This window comes from Methylorubrum thiocyanatum, from assembly GCA_014138645.1.
GTDB classification, from domain to species: Bacteria; Pseudomonadota; Alphaproteobacteria; order Rhizobiales; family Beijerinckiaceae; genus Methylobacterium; species Methylobacterium thiocyanatum.
This window is the reverse complement of the sequence record JACJIB010000002.1, coordinates 44,246-57,129: the sequence shown is the minus strand read 5'-3', so window position 1 is coordinate 57,129 and position 12,884 is coordinate 44,246. Positions and strand designations below refer to the sequence as shown.

The window sequence follows — 12,884 nt, the reverse complement described above, 5'->3', positions numbered from 1 at the left end:
ACGGCCCCGTCGATCAGCCCGGCGGCGGGCGCCGCTGCACGAAGCGCGCCTGGAACCAGTCCCGCAGCACCTCGCGCTCGTAGAAGAAGGTCTGCCCGGACGAGAGGCGGTTGGCGCGCAGCAGGAAGTTGATGTCGCTGACGGTCTCTTCCGACGCGAGCACCGTGCGGCCCCGTTCCTTCAGGGCGTAGCGCAGGCGGAAGCGGGGCGGGGTGATGTCGGTCACCACCCGCACACCCTGGGCCGGGCCGAAGCTCGGCTGGTCCAGCCCGGCGAGGTCGATGTCGAGCACCGCGATGTCCAGGGTCTGGCCCGGCGCCAGCACGGCATTGCCCAAAGTCTCGAACAGGCGGCGCATCTCGGCCAGCACCACCCGCAGCGGCAGGCCCGAGCCGAAGCGGTTCTGGGCATCCGTGTAGCGCTCGGGCGCGACGAAGGTCACCCGCACCTGGGCCGCCGCGGGCGAGGCGGCCAGGGGAAGCGACGGCGGAAGGGCCAGAACCGCGAGAAGGGCGAGGGCCGCCGCCCTCATTGCTGCGAGCGTTTGAGGATCGCCTGCAGGGCGCGGGCCACCGGCTCGGTGATCGTGCGCCGGTACTTGCGGTGGACGAGCTGGCCGTTGTGGTAGATGTCCTGCTCGACGTAGAGCCGCTCGCCGTCCCAGCGGACGATGTTGTCGGATTCCGTCGTCTCCTCGACGCCCAGATCCCGGCGGAGGATCGGTGCGCCGGATGTCGTTTGCATGGAGCGGCCTCGGCCTTCGTTTACGGGAACGTTCCCCCCTGTTTAGGGCCTCGGCGCGCGCTGTGCCAGGGTCGGATGCGGGCTGCGGCCGCCGGAGAGCGGCCTGCCGGTTTCTCTCGCGCCCGCTCGTCTCCCGGGAAACGGCTTTTCACGAGCCGGCGGGGGCCCTCCGCCCTCGGCCTCGCACGGCCCGCCCTTCACGGCCCCGCCCGTCACCGGACGGTCACCTGATCCTTGATCCGCTGATAGGTGGCGCGGTTGAGGACGCGCTTGCTCAGAAGCTGATCGATGGAAGCGTAGGGCCGGTGCTGGATGATGGTGCGGCCGATGGCGCCGCCGCCCTTCAGCCCATTCAGGTCGGCGAGCGAGGCGGTGTTGAGATCGACGAGGGCGACCGCCGCGGCCGGAGCGTTCTCCTCGGCCTCGGCCACCGGATCCGGCGCGGGCGGCGGCGGCGTCTGCGCGACCGGGGCAGGAGCGGGTGAAGGAGTCGGTTCGACCGGCGGTGCGGAGGCGGGCGGAGGTGGCGCCTCGGCGGACCGCGCCGGCTCCCTCACAGGCTCGGCCGGCCTCACCACGCGCACCGGTTCGGGGGCAGGGGGCGCCGCGGCCCTCTCCGCCGGACGGCCGGAGGTCGCGGTGCCGTTGGCCGGCGCGGCCCCCCCCGATTCCGGGGCATGGAGCCAGAGGGACTGGACGATCCAGGCCAAGCCCGCCGCCGCCACGATCAGGAGCAGAACCCGCAGGATCGCCGACCCACTCAGCATGCGCGCCTCCCGCCCGCACCGGGGACGGGGAACACAATCGGTGTCTCGTGCTCGGCTCCGGACATCGGTGGACTCCTAACCTGCGGGCACGGGCAGAACATATGACAATTCCGAGAGATAGGGCACACCCCGACCCTAACCCGCAGCGCCCGCCGACCGCTCCCGCTCGCCGCCACAGTCTCGCGCAAGCGAGCGGAGTCAGGAGAGATCGGTCAGGGCCGGCCGCCGTCTCCCGTTGTGGCAGCGCGGCATCAGCCGATAGCCGAGCGCGGCGGCCCTGTGTGGGAACGCAATACGGCCAAGCTCGTTTGGTGTAGGCTGGCCCCCCTTCCTCCGGGCTTGTTCAGGTCATGTCGATGCCAAAGGGTTTCCGCTGGTCGCGCCTGCTCCTCGCCGCGGCGGTTGCCGGGCAGGCCGCGGCCTGCTCCTCGTTGCCGCGGACGAGCTACACCAAGGACGAGGCGGATGCCGCGACCGTGCCGGGCATGGTCGGCGTGCGGGCCTATGCCGATTCGAGCGCGGCCGACTTCGTGGCGATGGCCGCCGGCCCGCAGAAGAAGCGGCAGGCCTTCAGCTACCTCGCGCTCTCGGGCGGCGGCGGTGACGGCGCCTACGGCGCGGGCGTGCTCAACGGCTGGACCGCCTCGGGCAAGCGGCCGGACTTCACCATCGTCTCCGGCGTCTCGACCGGCGCCCTGATCGCGCCCTTCGCCTTCCTCGGGCCGGCCTACGATTCGTACCTTACCGACATCTACACCAGCGGCGCCGCCGAATCGCTCGTGCAGAGCCCGAGCCTCGCCAACGTGCTGTTCGGCTCCGGCCTGTTCGGCGACGGGCGCCTGCGCAACCTGATCGCCCGCTACGTCACCCCCGACCTGCTCCAGGCGGTTGCCGAGGAGCACGCCAAGGGCCGCCGCCTGCTCGTGGTGACGACGAACCTCGACACCCAGCGCGCGGTGATCTGGAACATGGGCGCCATTGCCGCGAGCGGCGCGCCCAACGCGGTCTCGCTGTTCACCGACGTGCTCACGGCCTCGGCCAGCATCCCGGCGGTGTTCCCGCCCCAGCTCCTCGACGTGCAGGCGGAGGGCCGCGCCTTCCAGGAGATGCACGTGGACGGCTCGGTCGTGACGCCGGTCTTCACCCTGCCGCAGTCGTTCCTCGTGCGCGACGGACGCTTCCGCAACGCCGGCAAGGCCGACATCTACGTCGTCATCAACGGGCGGCTGGAGCCCGAATTCGACGTGACGAAGAACAACACCCTGTCGATCGTCGAGAAGTCCTTCACCACCGCGAGCCGCGCCCGCTCCCGCGCGACGCTGGTGGCCACCGACGCCTTCGCCCGCCGCAACGGGATCGGCTTCAACCTGACCTATATCGACGAGAGCGCACCGCAGACCACGACGGCCCGCGGCTTCGACACGGGCTATATGCGCAGCCTCTACCAGTTCGGCTACGAGGCCGGCCGCACCGGCCAGTTCTGGCAGCCGAGCGTGCCGGCCGAGCCGCTGGTCAAGCGCGTGGTGCGGGAGGCGGTGGCGGGGCGCTGAGCCCCGCGGCCTTCAAGGGGCAAACCTCAAAGGGCGATGCGCAGCGGCTCGGCGCTGAGGCGCACCGCGCCGGCGCGGCGGCCGGTCTGGCTCACCGCGTAATGGAACGCCGCCTCGCGGCTGCGGAAATAGCCGCCGAGGCCGTGGCTTTCCAGGGCGATCCAGCGGCCCTGACCGTCCTGGCCGACGACATAGCTCGGCAAGCCTCGGCTCGCCTCGGTTTCGGCCACCGGGAATTCGGCGGTCGCGACAGCTTCGTGAGAGAGGGACATGATCGCAGATCGGGTCGCGCGGTCCGGTCGATGGACCGCGGCAGGAACCTGAGCCTTCGGCTGTGAGGATTCGAGAGCGGAGACGGGCCAGGGGCATAAAGGCCGCATCAGGAAAAGGCCACCCCGCCGGACGAGGCCGGCGCGCCGCGCGAAAAAGGGCCGCACCGCCCGCTGACAGGCGGCCGGCCCTCGTAAGTGTCCGCCGGCTGCGGCGACTACTTGCGCAGGATCTTCGTCACGAGACGGCCGATCGGGGAGCTCGATCCGGCGTTGCGGTCGTCGCGGGCGACGACGCGGTCGTCGGTGCCGAGGATCTTGGTGACGATGCGTCCGATGAGGCTCATGGGTCGGGCTCCTTCGCGTGCGGGGTTTGGCGTGCGGGGCAACAGTGCAGCTTCAACGCGATAACGGGCATCGCGGCGGCCCCGTTCCGTCTCCCGCCCCCTCAGCCGGCGCGTCCCCGCGCGAGGCTGCGCGCCACCGGCACCGCGTAGAGCGCGAAGAGCAGGCTCAGCGCGAGGGCAAAGCCTTGCGGCGGATGGAGATCCATACCGCCGCCGATCAGCGGCGGCCCGAGCATCAGCCCGGCATTGTAGAGCATCACGAAGGCCGCGTTGGCGCCGGCCAGATCCGGCCCGCGCAGGGTCGCGCCGAGATGGGCGAGGCCCACCGTGTAGAGCGTGCCGACGATCCCGCCCCAGACGAAGAGCAGGGCGGCGAGCACCGGCAGGGAAGCCGAGGCCGCCGGAATCAGGGCCGCCCCGAACGCTCCCGCGAGGCTGCCCCCGAGCAGCACGAAGCGCCGGTCCACCCGGTCGGCCAGCAGGCCGATGGGGATCTGGAAGAGGACGTTGCCAAGCGCCACCGCGCTCACGAGGGCGGCGGAGACCTGCGCGTCGAGGCCGATGCGCAGGCCGTAGAGCGGCAGGATGGCGAAGGCGCCCGCCTCCACCGCGCCGTAGAGGGCGGCCGCCAGCACGGCGAGCGGCGCGAGGCGCAGATAGGTCACGAGACCGGCCCCCTCGTCGTGCCCGAGATCGGGCGAGAGGTTGCGGGCCAGCACGAGCGGCATGAGTCCGAGGAAGAACAGGGCCGAGCCGGCGAGATACGGCGCGAAGCCGTCGGTGCCGAGCAGCGTCAGCAAGGTCGGCCCGATGGCGAAACCGATGGCGAGCACCGTGGCGTAGACGCCCATCACCAGCCCGCGCCGCTCCGGCGGGGCCGCGTCGTTGATCCAGTACTCGGAGAGGACGAACAGCACGCCCATCGTCGTCGAGAAGACGAAGCGCAGGGGGAACCACAGGACGAGGCTGGGGAAGAGCTTGAAGGCGGTGAGGCACAGCCCGCCGAGCCCGATCGCCAGGATCAGCAGGCGCACCACGCCGACCCGGGCGGCGAGCCGCGGCACGAACGGCACCGTGAGGATCGCCGCGAAGCCCGCCACCGCCGTGTTGAGGCCGATGACGACGCTCGACGCCCCCATCCGCTCCATCTCCAGCGACAGGAGCGGGATCGACAGACCGAGCCCGGTGCCCACCACCGCCACGCAGGTGATCGCGGCGGCCATCGCGCCGAGGCGGTCGCGATCGGAGAGCGGGGCGGAGACGGCGGGCATGGCCTTCGGAGGACGCGCGGGGGTTGGGGGATGCCCGGCCTGAACCGGCTTCACCCCGCTCGGCAACCCGCCGCGTTCAGGCGGCGTGCCGATCCGCACCCGCGCCGAAATGGCCGATGTAGCGGGCCGCGATGGCCGAGACCGGCAGCACCACGAGCACGTCGGTGGTGCCGAACTGCCGGTCCACCACCGCCCCGTCGCCGAAGGTCGCCCCGACCCGGAGATAGCCCTTCACCAGCGGCGGCAGCGCCATCAGCGCGGCCTTCGGATCGACCGCCTCCTTCGCCAGCCGGTCCATCGCGACGTAGCGCTCGGGCAGGGCGCGGGCGCGCCACGCCTCGGGGGCGCGGGCGTGATGGTGAAGGAAGCTCAGGGGCAGCGCGAGGCGATCCGGATCGGTGCCCTCCAGGCTGGCGCAGCCGAGCATCGCATCGATGCGGTGGTGCAGCACATAGGTCCAGATGCCGTGCCACAGGAGTTCGACGGTGCGCTTGGTGCGGTAGGGCTTCAGCACGCAGGAGCGGCCGAGTTCGAGGAAGCGCTTGCCCGGATGGCGCTCCAGCAGGGGGGCGAGGTCGTACTCCCCCGAGGAGTAGAAGCCGAAATGCGCCTCCGCCCGGTCCTGGCGCAGCAGCCGGTAGGTGCCGACCACCTTCGGCCGCGCCTTGCGGAACGGCTTGGCCTCGGTCGCGGCGTGATCGATCACCAGGAGGTGGTCGCAGATGGCGTCGTAGGCATCGACGTCGCGGCGCTTGAGGGCGGCCATGCCGGTCGGCACCGCCGACATCTCCTCGTAGAACACGCGGAAGCGCAGGCGCTGCGCCCGGCGGATCTCGGACTTGGTGGTGGCGAGCCGCACCTCGAGCGGACCGATCCGGCCGAGGCTGGGATCGAGCCCCGGTTCGAGCAGCACCCGCTTGGCCCGGGATTTCAGCAGGATCGGTGCCGACCCGGGCAGCGCGAAGTCGCTGCCCTCGAAGGTCTGGCGGAAGCGGGCGAAGGGGGCCTGGACCTTGGTCTCCCAGCCGGCCTTCCACGCCGCCGTGGCCTCGCGCGGGGAAAAATTCGGCAGCATGAGCGAGACGATCCCGTCGCGGCGGAGGCCGCGCGATGCGTCCTCTTGCGCGGCGACAACAACATGAAGGCCGCACGCTTTTATGACGGAAATCTTTTCGCTTTTACAGCGACTTGCGCGAAGCCGTTGCGAGGCTTCGCGCGAAGTTCACGCGATAGCCGGCAATTGAAAACCGGCTAACGATCTCAGGGGCTTACCGCTGGGTCCTGCGGTCTCAGACGAACTGGTTCAGGCCCGGGATCGAGCCGACGATCGGCCCCATCACGTCCTCGCCGGCGGTCTCGCGGCCATAGGCGAAGAGTTCCTGGCCGAGCGGCTGCATCTGGTTCATCGGCACGCCGGCGGAGATCAGCTTCTGGCCGAGCGCCATCACGCCGCCGCCCATCATGCCGCCGAGCATGCCCATCAGCCCGCCGCCGCCGTCCCCGGCATTGGCCTCGGCGACCGCCGCCTCGGAGCCCGGAAGCGCGGCCATCATCTGGCTCACCTCGGTCGCCGGCCCCTCCTTCTGCAGGAAGGCCAGGATGTGACCGATCGCGGTCTTGGCGGTCGCCGCGTCGAGGCCCGTGCGGTTGGTGACGCGGGCAATCAGCTCTTCCATGAAACGCTTCCTCTCTGGCAGGTTCTTCGTCTGTCCGACGCGGCGGCGGCGAAATCAAGGGTTGCCGCCCATCGAGCCCCTGGATCGGACGCGCGGCGCGCCATACCCTGTCGGCGACAACGGTCACGGTGCGGGCGAGGCGAGCATGGCGGCGGGCGAGGGGACGATTCTGGTCGGCCGGAGCACGGGCCCGCAGCCGAAGCCCGAAGTGCTGACCCTGCGGCTCGCCAACCGCCACGGCCTCGTGGCGGGCGCCACCGGCACCGGCAAGACGGTGACGCTGCAGGTTCTGGCAGAGGGATTCTCCAACGCGGGCGTCCCGGTCTTCGCCGCCGACATCAAGGGTGATCTGTCGGGGCTTGCCGCCGCGGGCGAGGCCAAGCCCCCCTTCGTCAAGCGCGCCGAGGAACTCGGGATCGCCTACGAGCCCGACCGCTTCCCGACGATCTTCTGGGACGTGTTCGGCGAGCAGGGTCATCCGATCCGCTGCACCGTCACCGAGATGGGCCCGCTCCTGCTCGCCCGCCTGCTCGAACTCAACGACATCCAGGAGGGCGTGCTCAACATCGCCTTCCGGGTGGCCGACGAGAATCAATGGCCTCTGATCGACCTGAAGGACCTGCGCGCGCTCCTCACCTTCCTGTCGGAGAACGCGAAGGAGCTCTCGGGCACCTACGGCAACGTCTCGGGCGCCTCGATCGGCGCGATCCAGCGCGCGCTCCTCGTGCTCGAGAACCAGGGCGCCGACACATTCCTCGGCGAGCCGGCGCTCGACCTGAAGGACTTCATGCGCACCGACCGGGAGGGCAGGGGCTTCGTCAACATCCTGGCCGCCGATCGGCTGATGCAGCGGCCGCGCCTCTACGCCTCGTTCCTGCTGTGGCTGCTCTCCGAGCTGTTCGAGCAGCTCCCCGAAGTGGGCGATCTCGACAAGCCCAAGCTGGTATTCTTCTTCGACGAGGCGCACCTGCTGTTCAACGACGCGCCCAAGGCGCTACTCGACGCGGTGGAGCAGGTGGTGCGGCTGATCCGCTCCAAGGGCGTCGGCGTCTACTTCGTGACGCAGAACCCGCTCGACGTGCCGGAAACCGTGCTCGGCCAACTCGGCAACCGGGTGCAGCACGCGCTGCGCGCCTTCACCCCCCGCGACCAGCGCGCCGTGCGCGCCGCCGCCGAGACCTTCCGCCAGAATCCCGGCTTCGATGTCGGCAAGGCGATCACCGAACTCGCCGTCGGCGAGGCGCTGGTGAGTTTCCTCGAGGCCAAGGGGACGCCCTCGGTCGTGGAGCGGGCCCTGATCGCCCCGCCGCAGGGCCGCGTCGGGCCGCTGACGCCGGCCGAGCGCGCCGCGATCCTTCAGCAGAGCCCGTTGCGCGGGAAGTACGACGAGGCGGTCGACAACGAGAGCGCCTACGAGATGCTGGCCCGGCGCAAGCATCTGGATGCCGCCCCGGCGGAAGCGGCGGGCCGGAGCGAGGGCGGATTGTCGGGCATGCTGGGCGGCTGGCTCGGCGGGATCTTGGGTGGCGGCGAGGAGGCCGCGCCCAAGGGCAAGGGCCGCACCCGCCGCCCGCCGCCGAGTCTGGCCGAGCAGGTCATCGGCAACGCCGCCCGCTCCATGGCGCGCAAGGTCGGCACGGAGGTGGGCGACGCGATCCTGAGGAACGTGCTCGGCGGGCTGACGAAGCGGTAGCGAGGACGGGCCGGCGATCGGCCGGCTCGAGACTCCGAGGAGATGCACGATGAGCTGGAACCCGGCCCTGGAACCCGGTTGCCCGAACGCCGTCGGGATCGACGCGATCGAAACCCTGATCGTTCCCCGTGCCCACGACCTCGGCGGGTTCGAGGTGCGCCGGGCCCTTCCGGCCCCCAAGCGCCAGATGGTCGGCCCGTTCATCTTCTTCGATCAAGCGGGTCCGGCCGAGTTCATCACCGGCAAGGGCGTCGACGTGCGCCCGCACCCGCATATCGGGCTCGCGACCGTGACCTACCTGTATCGCGGCGAGTTCCAGCACCGCGACAGCCTGGGCACGAACCAGACGATCCTGCCGGGCGCGGTGAACTGGATGGTCGCCGGCCGCGGCGTGACGCATTCCGAACGCACGACGCCGGAGACCCGCCGGGCGCCCCACTCCCTCTACGGCATCCAGACCTGGGTCGCGCTGCCCGAGAGCCACGAGGATACGGCGCCGAGCTTCGAGCATCACGGCAAGGCGACCCTGCCGATGATCGAGGACGGCGGCGTGAGCCTGCGCCTCATCCTCGGACACGCCTACGGGGAGAGGGCGCCGGCCAACGTCTTCTCGGACACCTTCTATGCCGACGTGACGCTCGCGCCCGGCACCTGCTTCCCGCTGCCCGACGATCACGAGGACCGCGGCCTCTACGTGGTCGAGGGCACCATCTCCATCGCGGGGCAGGACTTTGAGGCCGGCCGCATGATGGTGTTCCGCCCCGGCGACCGCATCACCGTCGCCGCCGGCCCGTCCGGCGCCCGGCTGATGGCGCTCGGCGGCGCGACGCTCGGCGGTCCGCGCTACATCTGGTGGAACTTCGTCTCGTCGAGCCGCGAGAAGATCGAGGCGGCCAAGGAGGAATGGCGGCGCGGGGCCTGGGGCGAGGGGCGGTTCGACCTGCCGCCGGACGACCGGGCCGAGTTCATCCCGCTTCCCTGATACGGTCCCGGTTGATCGCTTCGGTATGACCATCTCCCGTCATCCCGGGGCCGCGCAGCGGAACCCGGGATCCACCCGTGATGCGGGAGGCGCGTCCCCGTCGAGGCCAGTCATGGATTCCGGGTTCGCCTGCGGCGCCCCGGAATGACGGAGGTCAACGCCAGACCGAACTCTTCAACCGTAAACCGTATGAAAGGCGGGCTCGTTCATCGAGCGCCGATCCCTGGCCGAAGCGCCGTGCGGCATTGACAGGAGCCCGCCCGGCAGACTATCGGACCAACGCAACGCGCGGCTTCCTCGACGAAGTCCGCGCGTTTCGCGTTCGCGTGCACACGGCCAAGCCTCGCCTTACGGGGCTCGATCCACGCGGATGACCTGAACAAGAAGACGGCCCAGGCGCTCACGGTGCCGGAGGCCGGCAGAGAACACGAGAGACAACGATGTTCGCAGTCATCAAGACCGGCGGCAAGCAGTATCGCGTTGCCGCCAACGACGTCATCACCGTGGCCACCCTCGAGGGTGAGGCCGGCGCCTCCGTCACCTTCGGCGACGTGCTGCTGTTCACCGACGGCGATGCCACCCAGATCGGCACCCCTCTGCTGTCGGGCGTCGGCGTCACCGGCGAGATCGTCCAGCACGGCCGCACCCGGAAGGTCATCGCCTTCAAGAAGCGCCGCCGCCAGAACTCGCGCCGCCGCCGCGGTCACCGTCAGGACTTCACGGTCGTGCGCATCACCGAGATCAGCGCCGGCGGCAAGTCCTCGAAGGCCGAGCCGCGCAAGACCCGGAAGGTCGAGCCGGCCGCCGAGTCCGCCCCGGCCGCCGCCGAGTAAGCGTCTCTCGCGAAACTCCCGCGGAGTTTCGTGAGGCCCTTGAACCGGCCGCAAGCCTCGAACGCAGATCTAGGAATTCCGGAGCAATCCCATGGCACACAAAAAAGCAGGCGGCTCGTCCCGCAACGGCCGCGACTCCGCCGGCCGGCGCCTCGGCGTCAAGAAGTTCGGCTCGGAGGCCGTCATTCCGGGCAACATCATCGTGCGCCAGCGCGGCACGAAGTGGCATCCCGGCACCAATGTCGGCATGGGCAAGGACCACACCCTGTTCGCCCTCGTCCCGGGCAAGGTGCAGTTCGAGACCCGCCGCGGTCGCGAATTCGTCACCGTCGTACCGCTGGCGCAAGCCGCGGAGTAACGGCGGACGCTTGTCGCTGACGACGAAGCGAGCGTCCCGCCGGTGTCCCACACCGAACCGGCGGACGGTCGTTGAAGTCTTCAGGCGAAGCTTCGAGCGGATCGGAACACGGGGGAGGATGGGGCACCATCCTCCCCCTTCGTCGTCCCGGACGGCGCCGCACAGCGCCCTCACATGACCGGCTCACGATGTTCCCCGATCTCACCCGCGACGACGTCTTCCGCCTCGAGACGCGCCGGCTCTGGCTGCGCTGGCCCATGGCCCGCGATGCCGAGGCCGTCGCGCGGCTCGCGGGCGATCCGGCGGTGGCCGAGATGACCGCGCGGCTCCCGACGCCGCTGCCGCTGCACGAGGCGGAGGGCTTCGTGATTCGGGCGCGGGCGGCGAACACCCTGGGCGAAGGGTTGATCATGGCGGTCTGCCGGCGGGCGGCGCCCGCGCACCTGATCGGCGTCGTGTCGGTCGAGCACCGGCCGGATGGGATTGCGCCGCATCTCGGCTATTGGCTCGGGCGCCCGTTCTGGGGCGAGGGGCTGATGACCGAGGCGGCGGAGGCCATGGTCGACGCCACCTTCGCCTATGCGGGCGAGCCGGCCCTCGTCTCGGCCGCGATGGTCGCGAACCGGGGCTCGCAGCGGGTGCTGGAGAAGTGCGGGTTCCGCCGCACGGGCGAATCGGCGCCCGTCTTCGTGGCGCGGGGCGGCGCCGTGCCGAGCTACGATTTCCGCCTCGACCGGGCGGAGTGGCTCGGAAGGCACCGGAGCGCGGTGGGGGGACCCTCGGCATGAGGACACGCAGGGTCGCCGGTCTCGCCGCGGCTATGACGGCGGTGGCCCTGGCGGCGCTGATCTTCGCGATCACCCGCGAGGGAAAGCCGCCGCCGGTCGAGGCCGCGGCGGCGCCGGCGCCGAAGCCGCAGGGGGAAAGCCGCCTCTACTGCGAGTTCTACAATTTCGCCGGACGCACGCCGAAGGTCGGGTTCTACTTCGCCAAGCCTGCGGGGGAGGGCGCCGCGTACGGCCAGCTGTTCCAGCGGGAGGCGGACGGATCGCAGACCCTGTTCGACGAGCGGCCGATCTGGACCTACGATCGCAGCGGCGAGGCGCCGACCCTGCGTTCGCCGGACGGGGCGATCCAGATCAACCTCTACGGCGATGGCGGCGCCAACGGGCGCCAGCCGGATGCGGGCGGCTGGTTCGAGGCGGGCCTGCGCAGCATCCAATACCTCAACCTCGACGGCCAGTGCCGTCGCACCGAAAGCTGACCGGCCCCGGCCGGTCCCGAGCCTGAGAGAAGCACCGTGAAATTCCTCGACGAAGCCAAGGTCTACGTCCGCTCCGGCGACGGTGGTCCCGGCTGCGTCTCGTTCCGGCGGGAAAAGTTCATCGAGTTCGGCGGCCCCAACGGCGGCGACGGCGGCCGGGGCGGCGATGTATGGATCGAGTGCGTGCAGGGCCTCAACACCCTGATCGACTACCGCTACCGCCAGCATTTCAAGGCGCGCAAGGGCGAGCACGGCATGGGCTCGAACTGCCACGGCGCCAAGGGCGACGACGCGGTGCTCCAGGTGCCCGCGGGCACGCAGGTCTTCGCCGAGGACGGCGAGACCCTGATCGCCGACATGACGGAGGTCGGCCAGCGGGTGCGGCTGGCCAAAGGCGGCAATGGCGGCTTCGGCAACGCCTACTTCACCACCTCGACGAACCGGGCGCCGCGCCACGCCAATCCCGGCCAGGAAGGCCAGGAAATGTGGCTGATCCTGCGCCTCAAGCTCATCGCCGATGCCGGCCTCGTCGGCCTGCCGAATGCCGGAAAGTCGACCTTCCTCGCCACCGTCACGGCGGCCAAGCCGAAGATCGCCGACTACCCCTTCACCACCCTGCATCCGGGGCTCGGTGTCGTGCGCTCGGATGCCCGCGAATTCGTGCTCGCCGACATCCCGGGCCTGATCGAGGGGGCGCACGAGGGCGTCGGCCTGGGCGACCGGTTCCTCGCCCATGTCGAGCGCTGCCGGGTGCTGCTCCACCTCGTGGAGGGTACGAGCGAGCACGCCGGCAAGGCCTACAAGCTGGTGCGGCGCGAACTCGAAGCCTATGGCGGCGGCCTCGCCGACAAGCCCGAGATCGTCGCCCTCTCCAAGGCCGACGCGCTCGATCCCGACACGCTGAAGAATCAGGTCGCCCGGTTGAAGCGGGCGGCGGGCGGCAAGCCGCTGGTGCTCTCGGCGGCCTCGGGGCAGGGCGTGCAGGAGGCGCTCCGCGCGATCCAGGCGCAGCTCGACGGCCAGGACGCGGCGGAGGAGACGGCGGAGCCGGCCGAGCCCTGGCATCCCTGAGGCGCAGCGGCGCTACGCCTCAGTCCACCCCGGCGACGGATTTTGCCGATTCGCCCTAC

At 70.7% G+C, this 12,884-nt stretch carries 16 protein-coding genes; 8 read left to right on the top strand and 8 right to left on the bottom strand.

Annotated elements, in window-relative coordinates:
* Positions 1-13: 13 nt before the first annotated feature.
* The 3 genes from HNR51_RS04095 to HNR51_RS04085 all read right to left on the bottom strand — a co-directional run bounded on the left by HNR51_RS04095 (position 14) and on the right by HNR51_RS04085 (position 1,511).
* Positions 14-532: a DUF3016 domain-containing protein gene (locus HNR51_RS04095; protein WP_012456627.1), complete on the bottom strand. Its 519-nt coding sequence runs from the start codon at positions 530-532 to the stop codon at positions 14-16.
* Positions 529-744 carry a hypothetical protein gene (locus tag HNR51_RS04090; RefSeq protein ID WP_012456626.1) on the bottom strand — a complete coding sequence of 72 codons (216 nt, stop codon included), beginning with the start codon at positions 742-744 and terminating at the stop codon, positions 529-531. Before HNR51_RS04090 ends, HNR51_RS04095 begins: the two co-directional genes overlap by 4 nt.
* 212 nt (positions 745-956) lie before the next feature.
* Entirely contained in the window at positions 957-1,511 is a 555-nt protein-coding gene (locus tag HNR51_RS04085) for a ComEA family DNA-binding protein (protein ID WP_182554062.1), read from the bottom strand.
* Positions 1,512-1,867: 356 nt separating this feature from the next.
* Between HNR51_RS04085 and HNR51_RS04080 the strand changes: the two genes are divergently transcribed.
* Positions 1,868-3,061: a patatin-like phospholipase family protein gene (locus tag HNR51_RS04080; protein ID WP_012456624.1), complete on the top strand. Its 1,194-nt coding sequence runs from the start codon at positions 1,868-1,870 to the stop codon at positions 3,059-3,061.
* A gap of 26 nt (positions 3,062-3,087) precedes the next feature.
* Here HNR51_RS04080 and HNR51_RS04075 read toward each other — a convergent pair whose 3' ends face one another.
* The 5 genes from HNR51_RS04075 to HNR51_RS04055 form a co-directional block, all read right to left on the bottom strand.
* Positions 3,088-3,333, bottom strand: coding sequence for a hypothetical protein (locus tag HNR51_RS04075; RefSeq protein ID WP_182554061.1), 246 nt, complete (start codon positions 3,331-3,333; stop codon positions 3,088-3,090).
* 215 nt (positions 3,334-3,548) lie between these two features.
* A complete protein-coding gene (locus HNR51_RS04070; RefSeq protein WP_012456622.1) occupies positions 3,549-3,677 on the bottom strand; it encodes a hypothetical protein in 129 nt (42 codons plus the stop codon).
* Between the two features lie 101 nt (positions 3,678-3,778).
* Complete coding sequence (locus HNR51_RS04065; RefSeq protein ID WP_182554060.1) at positions 3,779-4,948, bottom strand: MFS transporter; 1,170 nt, start codon at positions 4,946-4,948, stop codon at positions 3,779-3,781.
* Between the two features lie 76 nt (positions 4,949-5,024).
* Positions 5,025-6,023, bottom strand: coding sequence for a l-ornithine N(alpha)-acyltransferase (gene olsB / locus HNR51_RS04060; RefSeq protein ID WP_012456620.1), 999 nt, complete (start codon positions 6,021-6,023; stop codon positions 5,025-5,027).
* A 214-nt stretch (positions 6,024-6,237) separates the two neighbouring features.
* Positions 6,238-6,624: a DUF2267 domain-containing protein gene (locus HNR51_RS04055; protein ID WP_012456619.1), complete on the bottom strand. Its 387-nt coding sequence runs from the start codon at positions 6,622-6,624 to the stop codon at positions 6,238-6,240.
* A 145-nt stretch (positions 6,625-6,769) separates the two neighbouring features.
* Here HNR51_RS04055 and HNR51_RS04050 point away from each other — a divergent pair, with 145 nt between their 5' ends.
* The 7 genes from HNR51_RS04050 (at position 6,770) to obgE (ending at position 12,825) form a co-directional block, all read left to right on the top strand.
* Complete coding sequence (locus tag HNR51_RS04050; RefSeq protein WP_182554059.1) at positions 6,770-8,317, top strand: helicase HerA-like domain-containing protein; 1,548 nt, start codon at positions 6,770-6,772, stop codon at positions 8,315-8,317.
* Between the two features lie 49 nt (positions 8,318-8,366).
* Positions 8,367-9,299 (top strand): pirin family protein, encoded by a 933-nt coding sequence (locus HNR51_RS04045; RefSeq protein WP_182554058.1) that lies wholly within the window; start codon positions 8,367-8,369, stop codon positions 9,297-9,299.
* A gap of 440 nt (positions 9,300-9,739) precedes the next feature.
* Positions 9,740-10,132, top strand: a complete 393-nt coding sequence (rplU, locus tag HNR51_RS04040; RefSeq protein WP_182554057.1) for a 50S ribosomal protein L21 — start codon at positions 9,740-9,742, stop codon at positions 10,130-10,132.
* A 91-nt stretch (positions 10,133-10,223) separates the two neighbouring features.
* Positions 10,224-10,490, top strand: coding sequence for a 50S ribosomal protein L27 (gene rpmA / locus HNR51_RS04035; RefSeq protein ID WP_012456615.1), 267 nt, complete (start codon positions 10,224-10,226; stop codon positions 10,488-10,490).
* Between the two features lie 188 nt (positions 10,491-10,678).
* A complete protein-coding gene (locus HNR51_RS04030; protein WP_182554056.1) occupies positions 10,679-11,278 on the top strand; it encodes a GNAT family N-acetyltransferase in 600 nt (199 codons plus the stop codon).
* Complete coding sequence (locus HNR51_RS04025) at positions 11,275-11,754, top strand: hypothetical protein (protein ID WP_182554055.1); 480 nt, start codon at positions 11,275-11,277, stop codon at positions 11,752-11,754. The genes HNR51_RS04030 and HNR51_RS04025 overlap by 4 nt, the downstream gene beginning before the upstream one ends.
* A gap of 36 nt (positions 11,755-11,790) precedes the next feature.
* The gene (gene obgE, locus HNR51_RS04020; RefSeq protein ID WP_182554054.1) at positions 11,791-12,825 is read left to right on the top strand and encodes a GTPase ObgE; all 1,035 of its coding nucleotides are present in this window, start codon (positions 11,791-11,793) and stop codon (positions 12,823-12,825) included.
* Positions 12,826-12,884 lie beyond the last annotated feature (59 nt).